The sequence below is a fragment of the Catenovulum sediminis genome (assembly GCF_007289895.1).
GTDB lineage: Bacteria > Pseudomonadota > Gammaproteobacteria > Enterobacterales > Alteromonadaceae > Catenovulum > Catenovulum sediminis.
On record NZ_CP041660.1, the window covers coordinates 116713 to 135460 of the forward strand.

Annotated in this window: 17 protein-coding genes and 1 pseudogene; 4 read left to right on the plus strand and 14 right to left on the minus strand. The window is 41.1% G+C overall.

Going from position 1 to position 18748, the window contains the following annotated elements:
• Positions 1 to 500 precede the first annotated feature (500 nt).
• Genes FNT16_RS00520 through FNT16_RS00545 form a run of 6 tightly spaced genes read right to left on the minus strand, consistent with a single transcriptional unit; the run spans position 501 to position 6933 of the window.
• Entirely contained in the window at positions 501 to 788 is a 288-nt protein-coding gene (locus FNT16_RS00520) for a DUF1244 domain-containing protein (protein WP_143869709.1), read from the minus strand.
• On the minus strand, positions 789 to 1565 hold the full coding sequence (kdsB, locus tag FNT16_RS00525) for a 3-deoxy-manno-octulosonate cytidylyltransferase (protein WP_143869710.1): 777 nt from the start codon (positions 1563 to 1565) through the stop codon (positions 789 to 791).
• Positions 1562 to 1750 carry a Trm112 family protein gene (locus FNT16_RS00530; protein WP_143869711.1) on the minus strand — a complete coding sequence of 63 codons (189 nt, stop codon included), beginning with the start codon at positions 1748 to 1750 and terminating at the stop codon, positions 1562 to 1564. The genes kdsB and FNT16_RS00530 overlap by 4 nt, the downstream gene beginning before the upstream one ends.
• Positions 1740 to 2756, minus strand: coding sequence for a tetraacyldisaccharide 4'-kinase (gene lpxK / locus FNT16_RS00535; protein WP_143869712.1), 1017 nt, complete (start codon positions 2754 to 2756; stop codon positions 1740 to 1742). The genes FNT16_RS00530 and lpxK overlap by 11 nt, the downstream gene beginning before the upstream one ends.
• The gene (msbA, locus tag FNT16_RS00540) at positions 2753 to 4507 is read right to left on the minus strand and encodes a lipid A export permease/ATP-binding protein MsbA (RefSeq protein ID WP_143869713.1); all 1755 of its coding nucleotides are present in this window, start codon (positions 4505 to 4507) and stop codon (positions 2753 to 2755) included. Before msbA ends, lpxK begins: the two co-directional genes overlap by 4 nt.
• Positions 4508 to 4539: 32 nt before the next feature.
• Positions 4540 to 6933, minus strand: coding sequence for a DNA internalization-related competence protein ComEC/Rec2 (locus FNT16_RS00545; RefSeq protein ID WP_143869714.1), 2394 nt, complete (start codon positions 6931 to 6933; stop codon positions 4540 to 4542).
• 30 nt (positions 6934 to 6963) lie between these two features.
• Between FNT16_RS00545 and FNT16_RS00550 the strand changes: the two genes are divergently transcribed.
• Complete coding sequence (locus FNT16_RS00550; RefSeq protein WP_143869715.1) at positions 6964 to 7479, plus strand: DUF2062 domain-containing protein; 516 nt, start codon at positions 6964 to 6966, stop codon at positions 7477 to 7479.
• Between the two features lie 110 nt (positions 7480 to 7589).
• Here FNT16_RS00550 and FNT16_RS00555 read toward each other — a convergent pair whose 3' ends face one another.
• The 3 genes from FNT16_RS00555 to FNT16_RS00565 all read right to left on the minus strand — a co-directional run bounded on the left by FNT16_RS00555 (position 7590) and on the right by FNT16_RS00565 (position 9757).
• Entirely contained in the window at positions 7590 to 8060 is a 471-nt protein-coding gene (locus tag FNT16_RS00555) for a Dps family protein (RefSeq protein ID WP_143869716.1), read from the minus strand.
• A 322-nt stretch (positions 8061 to 8382) separates the two neighbouring features.
• Positions 8383 to 9273 (minus strand): site-specific tyrosine recombinase XerD, encoded by an 891-nt coding sequence (xerD, locus tag FNT16_RS00560; protein ID WP_143869717.1) that lies wholly within the window; start codon positions 9271 to 9273, stop codon positions 8383 to 8385.
• Positions 9266 to 9757 (minus strand): methylated-DNA--[protein]-cysteine S-methyltransferase, encoded by a 492-nt coding sequence (locus tag FNT16_RS00565; RefSeq protein WP_143869718.1) that lies wholly within the window; start codon positions 9755 to 9757, stop codon positions 9266 to 9268. The genes xerD and FNT16_RS00565 overlap by 8 nt, the downstream gene beginning before the upstream one ends.
• An 81-nt stretch (positions 9758 to 9838) precedes the next feature.
• Here FNT16_RS00565 and fldB point away from each other — a divergent pair, with 81 nt between their 5' ends.
• From fldB to FNT16_RS00580, 3 genes are all read left to right on the plus strand, one after another.
• Positions 9839 to 10354 carry a flavodoxin FldB gene (fldB, locus tag FNT16_RS00570; protein ID WP_143869719.1) on the plus strand — a complete coding sequence of 172 codons (516 nt, stop codon included), beginning with the start codon at positions 9839 to 9841 and terminating at the stop codon, positions 10352 to 10354.
• A gap of 80 nt (positions 10355 to 10434) precedes the next feature.
• Positions 10435 to 11439 carry an ATP-dependent 6-phosphofructokinase gene (locus FNT16_RS00575; protein ID WP_143869720.1) on the plus strand — a complete coding sequence of 335 codons (1005 nt, stop codon included), beginning with the start codon at positions 10435 to 10437 and terminating at the stop codon, positions 11437 to 11439.
• A 74-nt stretch (positions 11440 to 11513) separates the two neighbouring features.
• On the plus strand, positions 11514 to 11981 hold the full coding sequence (locus tag FNT16_RS00580) for a YchJ family protein (RefSeq protein WP_143869721.1): 468 nt from the start codon (positions 11514 to 11516) through the stop codon (positions 11979 to 11981).
• Here the strand turns inward: FNT16_RS00580 and FNT16_RS00585 are convergent, their stop codons facing one another.
• From FNT16_RS00585 to nagK, 5 genes and pseudogenes are all read right to left on the minus strand, one after another.
• On the minus strand, positions 11982 to 13613 hold the full coding sequence (locus FNT16_RS00585) for a methyl-accepting chemotaxis protein (protein WP_221935040.1): 1632 nt from the start codon (positions 13611 to 13613) through the stop codon (positions 11982 to 11984).
• 220 nt (positions 13614 to 13833) lie between these two features.
• Positions 13834 to 15536 (minus strand): annotated as a pseudogene (locus FNT16_RS00590) (sodium:solute symporter family protein).
• Positions 15527 to 16696, minus strand: coding sequence for an N-acetylglucosamine-6-phosphate deacetylase (gene nagA, locus FNT16_RS00595; protein WP_143869722.1), 1170 nt, complete (start codon positions 16694 to 16696; stop codon positions 15527 to 15529). Before nagA ends, FNT16_RS00590 begins: the two are co-directional and overlap by 10 nt.
• Positions 16696 to 17697: a glucosamine-6-phosphate deaminase NagB-II gene (nagB-II, locus tag FNT16_RS00600; protein WP_143869723.1), complete on the minus strand. Its 1002-nt coding sequence runs from the start codon at positions 17695 to 17697 to the stop codon at positions 16696 to 16698. Before nagB-II ends, nagA begins: the two co-directional genes overlap by 1 nt.
• Positions 17698 to 17706: 9 nt before the next feature.
• Positions 17707 to 18612: an N-acetylglucosamine kinase gene (gene nagK / locus FNT16_RS00605; RefSeq protein WP_246072290.1), complete on the minus strand. Its 906-nt coding sequence runs from the start codon at positions 18610 to 18612 to the stop codon at positions 17707 to 17709.
• Between the last annotated feature and the right edge of the window lie 136 nt (positions 18613 to 18748).

The following is an 18748-nucleotide window of genomic DNA, read 5'->3' on the forward strand; positions in this document are numbered from 1 at the left end:
TTAAATAAAGCTCGACTTCGGTCGGGCTTTTTTTTGCCTAAATTTATTTACTTAACATCTTCGTTTGAGCTAAACATGATACCGTTTTGAAGGGTTCGCTCTAGGGCGTGTGAATCTTTGTATTATTTTTGAGCAATAGGCTATTTTAATCATTAACAAAGCAGAATGAGTGGGGTTTAGTCATTCTAAATAAACGAATTCTAATGCCGTTAAGGGTTAAAATAGCCATTGCCCTTCGGGCTGAGGCCAAAATGGTCTTATGCAGCGTTAGAAATAACTTATTTAGATGACTAAACTTCATTATTTCTGCCTTGCCTAAGACCATTTTTTCTCTCAGCTCAAATTATAAACAAAGATAAACACGCCCTAGGGTTAAAAGTGAGCCTAATTAAAAACTTGAAGTTTAAAAGTGGGCAGCTAAAAGCTTGAGGAAAATGAGAAATTGAACTCACTCTTCTCAAGCTTTAATTTAAATGTTAAAACCAATTTTTAGCGATTATTTACTGTTTCTTTTTTGCTTCAAAAGCAGCTATTTGCTCTGCGGTCGCTGGCTTTTGATATTTTTCTTTCCACTGCGAAAATGGCATTCCATAGACAATTTCGCGGGCTTGCTCGTAATCTACCTCTTCACCTAACTCACTCGCTGCTGAGCTGTACCATTTGGCCAAACAATTGCGACAAAACCCGGCGAGTATCATTAGATCAATATTTTGCACATCTTTGTTTGCATCCAGATGCACCAGCAACTTTCTAAATGCGGCTGCTTCTATTTCTTGCTGCTTAGACATTTAAGCCCCCTTTTTCTTTTTATTCTTAATATATTCTAATGCCCGCTCCATATCTTCAGGTGTATCTATACCTGCTGGCGGTGTTTCTGTTGCTATACCAACATGGATTTTTTCCCCATGCCACAAGACTCTAAGCTGCTCTAATGATTCAGCTTCTTCTAATGGGCTAGGTTCCCAGTTTAAGTACTGACGCACAAACTCCGCACGATATGCGTATATACCGATATGGCGTAGATAATATTGCCCTATTTGCATATCATCTTTTGGGGTAACAAAACGACTGCGATCATAAGGAATGGTTGCCCGGCTAAAATAAAGTGCATAGCCGTTTTTATCGGTAACGACTTTTACTGAATTTGGGTTAAATAACTCATCAGCTTCAAATATAGGTACGGCCAGTGTCGCCATGTCTGCTTCTGTATATAACGACATGTTGTTTGCCACTTGATCAATAACAGTTGGTGGGATGAAAGGCTCATCACCTTGCACGTTCACCACAATTTCGTTCTCTTTGATACTGAGCTTTTGAATGACTTCACCAATTCGCGCTGTACCCGAGTCATGATTTTTATCCGTCATTACAACTTCAGCGCCAAAACTGACCGCGGCTTCTGCAATACGTTCATCATCCGTGGCGATGACGATTTTACCCGCTTGGGTTTTTTTACATTGTTTATAAACGCGTTGCAACATGGTTTTGCCCGCCATATCAACTAGCGGCTTGCCTGGAAAGCGAGTTGAAGCGTAACGAGCAGGTATCACTATGGTGTAACTCATGACTGTACCTCATCCAAAGTTAATGTTCTTGCTTCTGGTTCCATCAGAACAGGAATATCGTTGCGTATAGGATAGGCCAATCTGTCAGCTTTACACCACAACTCTTGAGCATCTGAATGAAACTCTAAGGGGCTTTTGCAAATTGGACAGGCGATTATTTCAAGTAGTTTTTTATCAAATGCCATATTGTTTCCGGGTCTTATCAATAATTTCGGCTAGTTTTGCCTGAAATTTGCTGTCAGGCGTTATTTCAATCGGTAAATACCACCAATTCGCTTGGGCAAATTCACGACATTTCACCGCATCCTTTTCAGTCATTACAATTTGCGCTCCGTTGCAAACGTCAAAATCTTCAGACGTAAAGTTATGATGATCAATAAAACTATGATATTCAAGTATCTTTACGCCCTGCTCTTGCAGAGTATGGTAGAAACGCTGAGGATTGCCAATCGCACAAACGGCATATGAGCCAATTTTTTTATTAAATTTTTGTGTAATGAGCCCAACATCCTCATTTCCCATCTGCAGTATCGGCTTAAAACCCGCTGCTTTTACAGAAAAATAATAAGGGGTTAAGGTTAAGTTGTCAGGACGACCATTTTGAATCACCAATGGGGTTGTATTTAATCGCCACTTCCCTTCTCGTAACGGACCAGCCGGTAATAGAGCTTGGTTGCCTAATTGCCTGTGTCCGTCAATTAAAATAATTTCAATGTCTCTAGCAAGCTTATAGTGCTGTAAACCATCATCCGAAATAATAATATTACAGCCATAGTCAGACGCCAGTTTTTCGCCACACAATGCACGATCTCGGCCCACCATAACCGGCAGGTTTAGGTTATTGGCAATTAAACGTGTTTCATCACCCACTAAGCTTGCTGAATCATTCGGTGCAACACAATGGCAACCACTTTTGATTTGCCCTCCAAAACCGCGAGAAATAATACCCGGTTGTAAGCCAATAGCTTGGAGGTATCGTGCTAGCCAGATGACAAAAGGTGTTTTACCTGTACCGCCAACCGTTATGTTACCGACAATCACAACCGGTACAGGTAACTTAGTCTTTTTTTTCAACCCCAATTTAAACAATAATCGTCTCACTGCGGATAAAACAGTAAATATCAGGGTTAATGGTAACAACAACCAAGTTGCTGAGTGTTGTTTATACCATCCTCGTTCAAACCAATTCATGCATTGCCTGTAAATTGCAGATCGTAAATTTGGCGATACGTCCCATTTTTGGCCAATAGACTTTGATGATCACCCATTTCAACAATCTCTCCATGATTCATAACAACAATATTGTCGGCATTTTCGATAGTGGACAAACGATGCGCTATCACAATGACCGTTCTATTTTCACTCAGCTTTTCAATTGCATCCTGAATACGCCGCTCTGATTCTGTATCCAATGCTGATGTTGCTTCATCTAATATTAGTATCGGTGCATCTCTCAATATAGCGCGTGCTATTGTGATGCGCTGACGCTGGCCACCGGATAAATTCATCCCGTTTTCACCGATGCTAGTATCTAGCCCGTGCGGTAGATCATGCACAAAATCCGTTACATAAGCAGCTTCTGCCGCCGCTTCAATTTGCGCCCGACTAACGGTTTCTTCCATACCATAGGCAATATTATTGGCAATCGTATCGTTAAACAGAATAACGTGTTGCGAAACCATCGCAAACTGATTGCGCAGCGATTTTAAGGTCAAAGATTTAATCGGCTTGTTGTCGATAAAAATCTCACCTGAGTCATACTCATAAAAGCGCGTCAGCAAATTAGTAATAGTTGATTTGCCACTGCCCGAGCGACCGACTAAAGCGACGGTTTGCCCCGCCGGTATGGATAAATTAATGTGTTTTAAAGCGGCATCATTTTTACCTTGATAGGCAAAGGTTACATCCTTTAAATCGACACTCCCCTTTACACGCTCCACATTAATGGTGCCTGAATCGTTTTCTGTTGCTTGATCTAATAATTCAAAAACACTTGCACAGGCCGCCATCCCTCGCTGAAAATCAGCGTTGACCGTGGTTAACTGCTTTAGCGGACGTAACAGTGTCATCATACAAGTTAATACTGTGGTAAAGGTACCGGTTGTTAGTTTATTTAAAAACTCTGGGTTGCTGGCAATAATTAGCACGGCGGCCAATGCTAATGATGCAATCACTTGTATCGCTGAGACACTAATGGCTCTGGTGCTCACCAATTTCATCTGTTGTTGGCGAGTTTGCCGGTTGATATCTGAAAACTTATCGGCTTCCTGCTCTTGTGCGCCACTCATTACAACGACTTTATGACCGTTGAGCATCTGCTCCGAAACCGCGGTGACATTGCCAATTGCATGTTGAATGCGTTTGCTTACCATTCTAAAACGGCGGCTCACGTGACGCACAATAATACCGACGATAGGTCCAATGACCATAAATACCAAAGATAACTGCCAACTTAAATAAAACATCACAACCAATAAACCGATGACAAACGCACCTTCACGCACTAACGTCATGAGTGCTTTACTGGAAGCTTCTTGCACTTGCTCTATGTCATAAGTAATTTTAGCAATCAAATCGCCCGTAGAGTTTTGATCGTGAAACGCAACCGGAACCCGCATTAAATGATTAAAAACATCTTGTCTGAGCGAAGCAACCACATGCGTCCCCACCCAACTTAAACTATAGGTTGATAGAAAGTTGGCAAACCCTCGAGCTAAAAAAACAAAAGGGATCGCAATCCCCATGTAATACAACAATTGATAATTTTTTTGTGTTAACCCCTCATCTATAAAGGTTTGGATTTGCGAAAAGAAAAATGCGTCAATCGATGAATACAGCACCATACCAATAACGGCAATAATAAAACCAGTGCGAAAATTTTTGACGTAAGAAAACAAACGCTTAAAAAGAATGCGGGTTTGTTGTGGTTGTATCGTTTTCATAGAGAACTTATTAACTGCAATTTGCCGCTATTCTAATCGCTTGTAAGGAAAAGATCACCCTGATTCACTTTTCGATGCCAAGGCAGCCAAAAACCTTGCAACTGATAACTTATTTGTGCGGCTTGCGCATCGTTAAAATAAAGGCTTATTTGGCCATGTTGTGCGGTATCGTAAATATCAATACCTATTTTACGATAGCGCTCGATCACGTCTTTATGCGGATGATTAAATCGATTGTAACGACCGCGACTGATAATCGCTGAATGTGGTGATATCGCCTGGATAAAAGCCTCACTAGAAGAGGTTTTACTGCCATGATGAGGAACCAGCATAAAGTCGCTAGCATAATAATTAACATCAACTCGCTGTAACAACTGCTGCTCTGCGAGTAACTCTATATCTCCGGTTAGTAATACAGAGTGCTTTTCGCTACCAACACGTATAACACAAGAACGATTGTTACTTTTAACCGCTTCTAACCCTGACACTTGCCAGCTATATGCCCACCAATTTAAAGCCAACCATTTTTTCGTATTAATAGAATTGCAGGCTAATGCGCCTTTGAAAATAGGCACTTCAGGATAATGATGATGTATGTATTTTAAACCACCAGCATGATCTTTATCATTATGACTAATGACAATGGCTTTTACTTGAAGGCGGCGTTTGATCAAAACGGGTTCAACTACAGCTTCAAACAAATTAAACCCAGAGGAAAACGCATCTCCGGTATCATAAACGATCGCTTCTCCCTGATGTTCAACGATAACGGCTAACCCTTGCCCGACATCTAAAATATGAAGATACCAACCCTTTTTATTCGCAGGCCAAAATAATAAGCTGACTATTAATAATAAGGGTAACTTGTAAATCCGACCAATGGGCAGCAGTAATAACAATAACCCTAATGCCAGTGCCGACCAAAAAGACAATGATTGAGCAGGTAAGCTTAGATAAGCATATTTAAACTCAGCACAATATGTCAGAAAAGCCCACAATATTTCTAACAACAAATTAGCAACTTCAAATAGCCAACCCGCTAAAGGCCAATTAAACAAAAACAAGATACAAGCGAGCAGGACACAGGGTAAAATAAACAAACTGACTAAAGGTATTGCAAGCAAATTAGCAACCAATCCTGCAATAGATATATGTTGAAACAACACCACTTGTAGCGGTAACAATAATAATAGCAAGCCGACTTGTACAAAAATGAACGGCATGATTTTGCTAGCCATGACGGTTGTGAATTCTCGTTTTACTTTAGCTGTGCTATGTGGCCCAAGAGTCAAAATAAACTGACTACTCCAGAGCAAACTAATCACTGCAGCGGCAGCACCAAAAGATAGCCAAAATGAAATACTCAGCGGACTCAATGGAAAAATCAGTAAAACAACAGCCGTTGCGAGTAAAAAGCGCAAGCGCCAAGACATCCTAGTAGCTAACAACCAACAAACAGATAATACGGTGAGAAAGACTCCTGCTCGTATCGCAGATAATGCAAACCCCGTTAGTCCAACAAACATCCATGCGCCAGCTAACGCCAACAAAATGGCATAAAAATCAGGATTAACACTTTTCCTAGGCTTCTGTATTATCTTATTGGCTGAGACTAAGTTTGTCATAAATACCAATAATCGAAAAATAATGCGACAAAACAACCAAAGCCAAACAAACACCAAACCAATATGTAAACCAGAGATTGCCAGCAAATGTGCTGTGCCCGTTTTTTTTAAAGTTAGCCAGCGCGCAGCAGACATTAACTGCCGTTCACCCATTGCGAGCGCTAAAATTAAATCTTGAAAATCCAGATGACGGGTTTGCTCCACCAACTGCTGAAACCAATGTTGCCGAATACTGGTTTGGTCTTTAACAAGGCTGCCATTTACCACATAACCGGTTGCACTTATACTTTCACTGATAAGCCATTTTTTATAATCAAACCCGGCTTCATTGACAAATCCACTCGGTGGTTTTAATTTAACTTTTAAAGCCCAAACCTGACCCTGTTTCAGCTCCTCTGCTTTTTTATACCAACTCAATCTAATTGAGCTATTAATTTGGTAAAATAATTGTTGGCAGTTAAAAGCAGACCAATGCTTGACTAAGTTAACTTCTGACTGACACAAAACAACAAAGTTAAATTTGGTGCTATCCATGCTTTTTTCTGGAATTGAAGAAACATAACCCAACACATTGACCTGCACTGGCTTAGAAATAAATCCAATAGTGCCGGCATGATTAAGTGACTGCATGAACATAACTGAACAAAGGCCAGCTAATAAGGATGCAAAAATTCTTTGTCTCAGTATAATTGCAGCGCTTAATACAATGAATGTCACTAATAATTCATTGTTGGAGAATAAAATCGGAAAATTATTCGCTACTAGGTTGCCTGCAATGAATGCAATCAGACACGCTTCCATGTGTTTAACCTTAAATAATAGAAAATCTGTATGCCAAAAAAGTTTATAAAGAGGTATCTACCCGATCACCACACGATTAAGAATCAAAAATCGTTAAAGATTTTTGGCAATTTATTACATGACCCCAATTTATGGCATCTTAATCGAAAATCTGTGGCAGGCGCGTTTGCACTTGGCCTATTTAACGCATTTATTCCAGTACCTTTTCAAATGTGGTTATCGGCCGCAGGTGCTATTCTATTTAGAGTAAACTTACCACTGGCTGTTGGACTTGTTTGGATAACCAACCCTTTTACCATACCACCTATTTTTTTCGGTTGCTATTTAATCGGTACTTGGGTACTGGGAGTTGAAGAAAAGCCTTTTCACTTTGAACTTAGTTGGGATTGGTTAGTAGAGAGTATGTCAACGATAGGTCCTGCGCTGATCACTGGCAGTATCATCTGCGCTGTGACCTTTTCGACAATTGGCTATTTTCTAATGACTTACCTGTGGCGAACGTCGGTCAAAAACAACTGGAAAAAGCGCCAACAAAAACCTGAATAGCCCATGCTCCTCTTTCGCATTGAACTGGCATAATTAAAATTTAAGCAGACAGTAAAAAGGCTCCACACAGGAGCCTTTTCAAAACGCAATGTTCAAAGTTCAGCTTATTCTTACTGCCGCGTTGCGCGCAGCATCCAAGAAGTTTTTTCATGAATTCGCATTCTATCCCCGACCAATGCTGCAGTAGATTCATCGTCGGCTTCTTGCGCCAATTTCAAAACTTCGCGTGCAGTTTTGACAACTTGTTCGTGACCTTTGGTTAAGCGATCAACCATTTCTGCTGCCGCTGGCACGCCCTCAACTTCTTCTATAGAACTTAGCCGGGCAAATTCTTTGTATGTACCGGGTGCAGGAACGTCTAAAGTTCTAATACGCTCAGCAATATCATCTACAGCAACCGCGAGCTCTGTATAATGCTCTTCAAACATCAAATGCAACTCTCTAAACTGCGGACCTGTGACATTCCAGTGAAAGTTATGTGTTTGTAAATAAAGCGTGTAGGAATCTGCCAGTAATTTCTTTAATCCTTCAGCGATCATTACTCTATTCTTTTCGTTAATGCCAATATCTATGTCTGTCATTTGTGTCTCCTACTTTCAATGAAAATAAATCCAATCTGTTTTAAAAATCAGACTAACGTGCTTCTAACAATCTTTCTAAATCAAATAATCGATTGAAATCATCGATTTTTTCTATTGCTTTTTCTATCAATTCTTTTTATAGCTTGCTGAAATTTTTGACGTGATTAACGCTACGTATCTTTACGAAAGGGTGAGTGCGTTAGATCACAACAGCAATTATTCTGACTCTTTAGATGTTGATATCAATTTGCAGATTTCAAGCGCTTCATCAAATAATTTATCTTAGGGTTAGCGCGTGTTTGGTATAACCAGCACAAAGACGTCAGGCTCGTGGGTGATGCTTGGCATGCATCTCTTGTAAACGCGCAGTGGCGACATGAGTGTAAATTTGAGTGGTGGATAAATCACTGTGTCCTAATAAACTTTGTACAACCCGCAGGTCGGCACCATGATTAACTAAATGCGTCGCAAAAGCGTGCCTGAGCGTGTGCGGAGAAAGTGGCGCGCTAATGCCCGCTCTGATCGCGTATTCTTTTATGCGGTGCCAAAATGTTTGGCGAGTCATCATTGTTCCGCGTTTGCTTAAAAACAAAATATCACTGGCATGGGTGTTCAGCAAATTTCGGCCCACTTTTAGATAATTTTCAATAGCGTCTAAGGCGACCTCCCCCATCGGCACTAATCTTTCTTTATTGCCTTTACCAACAACACGAACCACACCCATATTTAAATTCACCTGCTCCATACTCAAACTAACCAATTCGGTCACGCGTAAACCTGTCGCATACAAAAGCTCCAACATGGCTTTGTCTCTCAGCTCAATGGTAATTGAGCTATCGGGCGCCTCTAACAACAACTCTACATCCTGCTCTGTCAGTGTTTTAGGTAAGGTTTGCGGCAACTTAGGGCCATCAACATTGACAGTTGGATCAACTTCCATTTTTTTTTCAAGTAGCAAATATTGGTACATTTTTTTCAAACTACTGAGTTTTCGAGCTGCACTACGCGCAGAAATATTCGATGCTTTTAAATAATCCAAATAATCCCTTACATCTAGCGCTGTCACCTCGAGTAATATCAAATTCTTTTGCTGGCAAAAGGATAAAAATTGCGTTAAATCTGTTCTATAGGCTTGTTGTGTATTTTTGCTTAATCCTTTTTCCAACCAGAGAAAAGTGACAAATGATTCAACTAAGGCAGATTCTTTATTCATTAATTTGCTTGTTCTTCTTTTCGTGCTGCAATAACCAGCGTTTAACATCCACTTTAACCCCCAAACGCCACTGGCCTGAATAACCACCAATGCCATTTGCGGCAATAACTCTATGGCAGGGTATCACAATAGGTATTGGATTATGCCGGCAAGCCCCACCAATCGCTCGTGCACTGGTCGAAACTTGATTAGCAAGCTCACCATATGTTAAAGCTTCACCATAAGGAATATGATTGAGCTGTGACCAAACTTTAAATTGAAAATCGGTACCGTCTAATTGTACAGGCAAATCAAACTTCGTCAGCTTGCCATTAAAATATGCTTCCAATTGCTGGCAAATTAATTTAGTAAGCGAGTTTGGCTGTGCAATTTGGTAAGGAATAGACTCAGCATGCACATCAATCTTCTTTACTTTGTCGACACTGTTAATCACCGCGACTTTTCCTATCGGCGTTATCATTACAGCCTGTGCTAGCGGACGCATTAAAAGCCTCGTTTATTTATCAACACTGAATCCAATTTTTGCTAATATACCGCAATTTTTATGACAAGGTTATTGAACAAAATGAAAATAGGCCTATTTTACGGCTCAACAACCTGCTACACCGAAATGACAGCAGAAAAAATTCAACAATTTATCGGCTCAGACATAGTTGAAATCCATAATATCAAAGATACATCACTGGATAATTGTTTAAAATATGAGTTTATTATTTTTGGTATTTCAACCTGGGATTTTGGTGAATTACAGGAAGACTGGGAGTCGATTTGGCAAGATGTTTACGCGCTGGATTTAACAGGCAAAACGATAGCACTTTATGGCCAAGGCGACCAAGTAGACTATGGTGACTGGTTTCAAGACGCGCTCGGCATGCTCTTCGACGCCATAAAGCAAAACAATGCCAACTTTATCGGTTTTTGGCCCAACGAAGGCTACGAGTTTGCAGCGTCTAAAGCACTGACACAAGATGGCACTCACTTTGTCGGGTTGAGTTTAGATGATGAAAAACAATATGAGTTAAGCCAAGCACGTATAGAAAGTTGGTGCCTGCAAATTTTAGAGGAATACGCCAACTTATAAAAAATAACTTTATTCGGATAGAAAAAAAACCAAAGTGAACTAAATTGATACTAGACACTTTTTTCACAGGGAACTAGGTAATGAGTAAAACCATAGGCGTATTAACCAGCGGCGGTGACGCGCCCGGCATGAATGCTTGTATCCGAGCCATTGTGTTATCAGCGGCTCGTTTCGGTTATCAGGTAATTGGTTTTGAACATGGTTACAATGGGCTATTAAATAACGAGAAAATCCGTCTAAGCAATTTACATGTTCAACATATTATTCAACTGGGCGGCACCATATTAAAGAGCGCCCGATGTGAAGCATTTCTGAAACCAGACGGTGTAAAAAATGCTGTTGCAAACCTCAATAGCAATGAAATTGACGCACTCATCGTTATCGGTGGAGACGGTTCTTTACGCGGTTTGCAAAAATTATCTGAAATTTGGTCAGGACAAGTGATTGGTATCCCGGGCACAATAGATAATGATCTCAACGGTTCTGACAACACGATAGGCTATCAAACTGCGATTGACACTGCATTAGATTCAATCGATAAAATTCGCGATACTGCAGACGCTTTTGAACGCATCTTTTTAGTTGAAGTCATGGGCCGACATGCTGGATTTATTGCCTTAGCAAGCGCAGTTGCAAGCGGCGCTGAACAAGCCTTGTTTCCAGAAACCATTGAAGATCCCCACGCTGAATTAGAAAGTATAGTGCAACACGTTGAATGCCTTAGAAAAATCCATGGTAAAACCAGTATTATTATGGTGATAACAGAGCATTTGTGGCCTGGTGGTGTCTCTGATTTAGCGGAAACCCTTACCCATCAAATAGGTATTGAGTGCCGTCCATGTATTCTTGGCCACATCCAAAGAGGGGGCGCGCCGGTTGCGTATGACAGAATATTAGCGACTAAACTAGGCGCTTATGCTGTAGAGTGCATCGCTGATCAAGCGACTGCTATTATGGTCGGTGAACACAATAATCAACCCAGCAGAATAAAGCTGGTAGATGCGTTTGGCATTCAAAAATCATTAGATCCTTATCTTGTTAAAATTCAGCAAGATTTATTTGATGTTGTACACAGTATGCAGTAATTTTATGAAAAACTTTATTCATATGTGAATATAAGTCACAATAGCCATATTGTTGATTTACGAATATAAGATTGATGGAAAACTGTCCTTGTTGTTCAGGCCTAAAATTTAAAGATTGTTGTGCGGACAAAATATCTCGCAAAAATCCAGCACAAACCCCGCTAGAGCTAATGCGAGCTCGTTACAGTGCATACGCTGTAAAAGATATCGACTTTTTAGTGTTTAGCCAAGACAGTCGCACGCATAGCGAAAATATCCGACAGGAAATTGCCGACTTTGCTAACGCGGTAAAATTTATAAAACTGGAAATTCATAACCACCAGCACGACAATGAAACACAAGGCCATGTTAATTTTTCCGCTTACTATGCGTCAAATGGACAAATCCACCATTTAACTGAGAATTCACAGTTTGTTTTTAAGGATGGTGAATGGTTTTATTTATCTGGCGATACTGATTTTTCTACTCTTAAAATCAACCGCAACGAAACTTGTCCCTGCGGTTCAGGTAAAAAATTTAAACGCTGCTGTGCAAACAAATAATTATTTGTTGAGCTGAAAATACTGCAAGTTACGATCTAACTCATCGGTTAATGTGACCAACTGATGAGTCGACTCTTTCCCCTGATTGCTGATCTCTGCAACTTGCGCAGCAGACTCTGATATTTGATTGATACGGCGTGAAATATCTTCGCCGACCTGATTTTGCTCTTCCGCAGCGGTGGCAATTTGATTGTTCATCTCTGTTATCGTATTGATTGAATTAGATATTTCATCTAGAGAAGCATGCGTTTTTTTAACTTTATCGACAGCCTCATGCCCTATCGCCATACTGGCATTCATACTTTCTTGTGCTTTTTGAGCGCCCTGCTCTAACCTTGTGATCATAGACTGAATTTCCGTTGTACTGTCTTGCGTTCGTTTAGCCAGGCCACGCACTTCATCCGCGACAACCGCAAAACCTCGACCATCTTCACCCGCTCGAGCGGCTTCAATCGCTGCATTTAATGCCAGTAAATTGGTTTGCTCGGCAATTCCCTTTATCACATCGAGTACCACCACAATATTGTTTACATCATTGCCAAGCTCGGCTATCGCTTTATGACTATCTTGAATTTGAGCAGATAACTCAGAAATCTTATCAACCGAAGTTGCCACGACTCGCATTGCTTCTACACTTTTGGCATCCGCTTGATTAGCGGCTTGTGCGGCATTGCTCGCACTCTCAGACACAGTTTGCGATGACATCGCCATCTCAGTCATAGCAGTGGCAACCATATCCGTTTCGCTGCGCTGTTTAGCAAAATTAATATTCAATCTATTAATTCGCTCTTCAGAATTATGCGTTTGCTTATGTAAGTTTTCCACGGCCAGTGCAAGACTGGTGACAATTTTACTGAGGGCGTTGCGCATTGAAATGGTTGAACCAAGAATTGAATTATCATCACTTACCGCCATCGACCGGTTGGAACTTAAATCACCGGCGGCAACCAACCTAACTAACTTTAATACATCTTTTGGTTCGCCTCCTAACAAAGTCAACAATCCCTTCGTGGCGTACATCAATAATGCAGCAATTAAAACACTCAATGCAATACAAACCCCTAGTTGCCAACGAGCCGTACTCCAAAAACGTTGATTCACTTCGTCAAAACCAATCCCGGTACCAACATACCAACCCCATTTAGGCGTGCGCTGCGCAATTGAAAGCTTGCCTTCAACTGAACCGTCCGCTTGTCTTTGTGTCCAATGATATTCAGCTATTTCGCCACTTTGTGAAGCCACTGCATTAAATAATATTTCACCTACCGAGTTTCCTTGGCTGTCTTTGAATGCATGAAAACTGGTGCCATGTAATTGCGGGTCTAAAGGCGTTGCCAAAAAGATAAGTTTTTCATCTGCTACATAGACGTATTCAGATTTGTGGTAGATATTATTGCGAAGCAAGTGAATCGCTATTTCTTTTGCTTGTGCCTCTGCCAATTGATTTTTGCTCACCATTTTTTCAAGCGATGTAATAGTGCTATAAGTTGATTGAAAAAGTTGCTTAACCCGTGATTTGTTATCCGAATCACTGGCTACTTTAAGGGTGTATAACGCAATAGAGCTGAGCGCTAAAAAGCATCCCAAAATAACAATTACGAGCAACCAGACTCGGCCTTTAAGCGACAACATAAAACCTCCAGAAGACAACCAAAATAATGACAACGCTGTCATTTATCACATTTAATTAACCTTTTGTCAAGCTTAAACGACTTAATTTATCGACTAAGCTGTAAAAGGAGAATTAAAAGACAGTGTATAGACACGTTTGAAGTATAGAATTCGGTTCTTAATTTCGCCAGAGATGTGACTTTTAAATGACAAAAATAAGCCGGCGGTTGCCGGCTAGAATTTAATTATTTTTAAAACCATAACGATAAGTAAAATACCCTCCGGCAGAAGCAATTATGGTCAGTAAAATTGCCAGTGATATTTGCCCGTATAGTAAATAACCTGTCGCGAATAAAGCTGCATATGTTGCTATCGTGGCGACCAGCGCAACCAGTAAGCCGCAAACCAGTTCTCTTTTATTAAAGCCTATTTGCCGCCAAAATTTATCCAGTGTTTCTCGTGATTCGGCTTGTGTTAATAAAGTAACCGCCATCCAGCCTAGAGTTGTCCAAGCGACACTCAATAACATTCTTTGCCAATCCAATAAGGATTCAAACGGCCCAAACTCAAAGAAGACACTAAATAAGAATGAAAAAACCATTGCAGATATTTCAGACCATGCATTTATCTTGCTCCAAAACCAGCGTAGTAAAAACAACAATCCCGTACCTGCCCCCACTGTTAATAACAATCTAAAGCCTTGCAACGCGTTATCTAGTGCCAAAGCCATTAAACTTGCTAATAACATCAACACAACAGTCGCCAAGCGACCAACAAATACTTGTTGTTTATCCGTTGCATCGGGTTTTACAAAGCGGGCATAAAAATCATTGACAAAGTATGAAGCCCCCCAGTTTAAACTGGTCGATATCGTTGAAACGTAGGCAGAAACTAAAGAAGCAACCACCAGCCCAAGTACACCTACGGGTAAAAATGTTAACATTGCTGAGTAGGCCAAATCATCTTTGACTAAATGCTCCGGTATATTTGGAAATGCAGCTTGTAAACTTGCCATGTCCGGAAAAACAACCAATGAAGCAAGCGCAACTAAAATCCAGGGCCACGGACGCACGGCATAGTGACAAACGTTAAAAAACGCAGAAGCCGCTAATGCATGTTTCTCATTTTTAGCAGCCAACATACGTTGTGCAACATAGCCACCACCACCTGGCTCAGCGCCCGGATACCACACACTCCACCACTGCACTAACAAAGGAATAATTAACAGCGGAATATAACTATTTGGGTCAGACATATCCGGCAAAAAGGATAGCTTTTGTGAGACAACAGGATGCGCGAACAAAGCATCTAAGCCGCCAACTTGAGGATGTCCAACCGCATAATAAGCGGCGAGTACCGAACCAATCATAGCGACAAAGAATAAAATCAAATCGGTGATCAATACCCCTAAAAAGCCCCCAAGGTACTGAAAATAACTGTGATCAGGCAAGCCGAAATAATGACAAGCTCAGGATCGATACCAAATAAAACACTGCCAATTTTAACCGCTGCCAGCGTCACATTCGCCATAATCATGACATTAAAAAACAGACCTAAATATAATGCTCTGAAGCCTCGTAAAAAGCGCGCTGGTTTACCGGTATATCTGTGCTCATAAAATTCAACATCGGTTGTTATGCCTAAACGGCGCCATAACTTGGCATAAACAAATGTTGTTAACATGCCAGTTAACAACATTCCCCACCAAACCCAGTTACCGGACACACCTTGTGTTCTGACAATATCAGTGACTAGATTAGGTGTATCAGCTGCAAATGTGGTCGCAACCATAGATACCCCTAACAACCACCATGGCATGCTCTGCCCCGCCAAAAAGTATGATGCACTATTTTTCGAAGCGCGTTTACTCACTAAAAAGCCAATTAACATGGTTAAAGCTAATATGCCGATTACAATTGCCCAATCTATGGTTGCTAATTGCATGTGCTACCTCCAAAGTTATCTAGCTGAAACAATTGCTCACGTTGAGTACCTTTGATCCATACAGATGTAACTCTGAGCGCTTTATCTAACAATATCCAATCGGCGGAATAACCAGCCTTAATTTTACCGATTTGATCAGCACAATTTAAAAATCTAGCCGCGCTTAAACTGGCCATTTTAAGCGCATCCGTTAAACTAATTTTTAAATCATGTACAGTATTCTGAACCGCTTTCTGCATTGATAAATGAGAACCTGCTAATTGGCCTGTAGAAATTGTCAATTTGTCCCCTTTTAGCGTGACTGTTTCGCCGAACAAATCAAAAGACTGGGCTTTACTGCCAATCAGCGCCATTGCGTCTGTGACCAATATGCTTTTATCGGCCCCTTTGACGCGGCAAGCTAACTGAGCGACTGCAGGATGCATATGATGATGGTCAACAATAATTCCACACCAAGCTTTTTCGCTATTTAATGCTGCCCCCACCATACCGGGTGCTCTACTGGTCAATGGCGACATTGCATTAAACAAGTGAGTGAACCCTGTGGCACCTGCATCTAGCGCAGCCTCAACAACTTCATATGATGCGTTCGAATGCCCTAAACAAACAATCACATTTAACTGAATCAGTTTTCTAATATCATCAACTGACACATTTTCAGGTGCTAAAGTAATAACCTTTATACCAATATCTTGGCGTGCAAAAATAGCAAACTCGGCATCAGTGATAGGTCGTATCTGTTGTTTAGGATGCACACCTTTTTTCTCAACAGATAAATGCGGGCCTTCAAAGTGAATACCCAAAATACCTGCCAGCTTACGCTCTCTGGCGTGTGCAACAGCATCAGCAGCCGCCTGCATTGTAGCTAAATCATCCGTAATTAAAGTTGGCAGTAATGCAGTGCTGCCATACTGGCTATGCGCAATTATCATTTTGCGCAAACTCTCTACACTAGGTTGATTATTAAACAAGACACCGCCGCCTCCATTTACTTGTATATCAATATAGCCGGGTGCCAATAAACCCTCTAAAGGTAAAGCGGGCAAGTTTGAATCAGCCTCAATCGAAATCACTTTGCCATTCTCAACACTAACAACAGGCTTTTCCATCAGGTGATCACCTGTAAATAGTTGATCTGGGCGGTATCTTTGTATCGTCATTATTGAGTCCGTGTAACTTTATTTAAACCTAGAGGTGCATCAGGATTGTATCCAAGTTCAACAGAAACCGCTGCAATATCAACGTAAAACTTTTGCAGTACTAACAAAGCTGACGTTCTGGGATGGCAGCTAGAAACCACCTGATGCATATGTACAACATGTGCGCCACGTGCTTTGAGATCTTCAATTTGCTGTTTATGAAATTGATTCGCTTCATCTTCAATTGTAATGTCAAGGGCGTATAGCTTCTTACCTGCTAAAGCGATAGGCCCGTGTACAAACTCAGCACTGCTGTATGCCTCAGCATGAATGCTACAGACTTCTTTCAGCTTAAGCGCGATCTCTCGGGAAACGGCATATCCTAAGCCACGACCTAAAACAACACAGTTGTGGACATTTTTAAGCGTGCTTGTTGTTAATTGAGGTGCACTTTCTACAACTTGGGTCAATTGTTTGGGTAATACATCCAGCGCCAAATGTAACGATTGATCTTGTTTCCAATGTGCAACCAATTGCAAAACAGCAGATAATGTGCATAAATAGCTTTTTGTGGCTGCAACGGCAGTTTCAACTCCTGCATTGAGCGGCAATAAAAAATCAGCATTTTGTGCCAAAGGTGAACTTTCATCATTGACCAAAGCAACAGTCAGTGCGCCAGCCGCTTTTGCCATATCAAGCTGCGCTAAAATGTCTGGACTGCGGCCAGATTGTGAGATAGCCAAGACTAACGCACCGCTAAGATCCAATTGTTTTTGATATACACTGGCGACAGATGGTGCTGCCGATGCAACCGATAATCCCGCTTCAATTTCTATTAAATATTTCGCAAATACTCCGGCATGATCGGATGATCCTCGCCCGATGATGTAAACAAACTTTGGCTTATACTCTCTAATTTTTGCGCCTAACGCTTGAGCCAATGCTTTATTTTTTTGTAATTGCTGTTTAATTCGAGTTGCGCTTTCACGTGCTTCTTGTTCCATTATGGTTTGAGTTGTCATAAAAACCTCTTATTTCTCACTTAAATCTAGGTGTTTTTGTGCAAAAAAAACTGCACCTATATCGGGTTGGTAAATGGGTGGTTGTATTTGATAGGCTACATCTTCATCTAGCCAGTTTTTGATACGCTCAGACACACCACCAATCATGGACAATCGGGTTGGTTGTTCAGCCAGTAATTTTCGTGCCAATGCACTAATCTGAGCGGCACCTTGCTTGATAATGTGAGCGGCGGCTTCGTCACCAGATTCGGCTAAATCAAAGACCATAGGTGTCAATGCTGCAAACTCAGAGGGTTTAGCATGTAACATTTTTTCTGCGATTTGAGTGGCATTTTCGCAATCTAGCTGGGAAAGCACTTCAGCATTCATTTTACTGTTTTTAGCCACTCCGTCTAAAGAGCGTAAAACATAGCGTATCGCTTCAAATCCTATCCAGGCCCCCCCGGCATAATCCCCTATCGGAAAACCGTGACCACCGAGCTGCACCATTTTTTGCTGACTAACACTCAGACCACATGAGCCAGTGCCAATTATCATCACTGCGCCTTCATCTGTGTCGTTAGCACCTAAACAGGCAATGTGTAAATCTGTCGTTAAATAGCGAGATTTAAAAGGATGCGGCCAATCAAGTACCTTTTTGTTTACAGTCTCAAGGTTGACGCCGGCTAAACCTAAACCAACATGTACCTCGCTTAAAGGTAAATCTTCAATGCCTGAATTTTGAATGGCACGTTCGCATGCTTCCACTACAGAATGCATCGCATTGTTTAAGCCACGTACCGGATTTGCCGGCCCCGACAGACCTGATGCTAGGAATCCACTTTGCGAGCTATATAATCGTGCACGGCATTTAGTACCGCCACCATCTACACCAATGATATATGTTTGATCCGCCACTTTGCTTCTCACTTTCACTTCCCACCGCCAACATGACAGCGCTGTCATCTATATTACAATATTTATCAGCTTTGTCAAAAAGACTTTAAAAAAATTAATGAATTTATAAAAAACCATGTCGGAGTAGCCGCCAGCGCCACTCCGCACTATTGAT

Excerpts from the sequence above, each read along its gene's own strand:
- nagA (WP_143869722.1), bottom strand. The coding sequence starts at position 16,696 with ATGACGATACAAAGATACCGCCCAGATCAACTATTTACAGGTGATCAC.
- FNT16_RS00550 (WP_143869715.1), top strand. The coding sequence starts at position 6,964 with ATGCCAAAAAAGTTTATAAAGAGGTATCTACCCGATCACCACACGATT.
- FNT16_RS00530 (WP_143869711.1), bottom strand. The coding sequence starts at position 1,750 with ATGGCATTTGATAAAAAACTACTTGAAATAATCGCCTGTCCAATTTGC.
- lpxK (WP_143869712.1), bottom strand. The coding sequence starts at position 2,756 with ATGAATTGGTTTGAACGAGGATGGTATAAACAACACTCAGCAACTTGG.
- FNT16_RS00575 (WP_143869720.1), top strand. The coding sequence starts at position 10,435 with ATGAGTAAAACCATAGGCGTATTAACCAGCGGCGGTGACGCGCCCGGC.
- FNT16_RS00565 (WP_143869718.1), bottom strand. The coding sequence starts at position 9,757 with ATGCGTCCGCTAGCACAGGCTGTAATGATAACGCCGATAGGAAAAGTC.
- FNT16_RS00585 (WP_221935040.1), bottom strand. The coding sequence starts at position 13,613 with ATGTTGTCGCTTAAAGGCCGAGTCTGGTTGCTCGTAATTGTTATTTTG.
- nagB-II (WP_143869723.1), bottom strand. The coding sequence starts at position 17,697 with ATGACAACTCAAACCATAATGGAACAAGAAGCACGTGAAAGCGCAACT.
- FNT16_RS00580 (WP_143869721.1), top strand. The coding sequence starts at position 11,514 with ATGGAAAACTGTCCTTGTTGTTCAGGCCTAAAATTTAAAGATTGTTGT.
- fldB (WP_143869719.1), top strand. The coding sequence starts at position 9,839 with ATGAAAATAGGCCTATTTTACGGCTCAACAACCTGCTACACCGAAATG.
- FNT16_RS00545 (WP_143869714.1), bottom strand. The coding sequence starts at position 6,933 with ATGGAAGCGTGTCTGATTGCATTCATTGCAGGCAACCTAGTAGCGAAT.
- kdsB (WP_143869710.1), bottom strand. The coding sequence starts at position 1,565 with ATGAGTTACACCATAGTGATACCTGCTCGTTACGCTTCAACTCGCTTT.
- FNT16_RS00520 (WP_143869709.1), bottom strand. The coding sequence starts at position 788 with ATGTCTAAGCAGCAAGAAATAGAAGCAGCCGCATTTAGAAAGTTGCTG.
- xerD (WP_143869717.1), bottom strand. The coding sequence starts at position 9,273 with ATGAATAAAGAATCTGCCTTAGTTGAATCATTTGTCACTTTTCTCTGG.
- msbA (WP_143869713.1), bottom strand. The coding sequence starts at position 4,507 with ATGAAAACGATACAACCACAACAAACCCGCATTCTTTTTAAGCGTTTG.
- FNT16_RS00555 (WP_143869716.1), bottom strand. The coding sequence starts at position 8,060 with ATGACAGACATAGATATTGGCATTAACGAAAAGAATAGAGTAATGATC.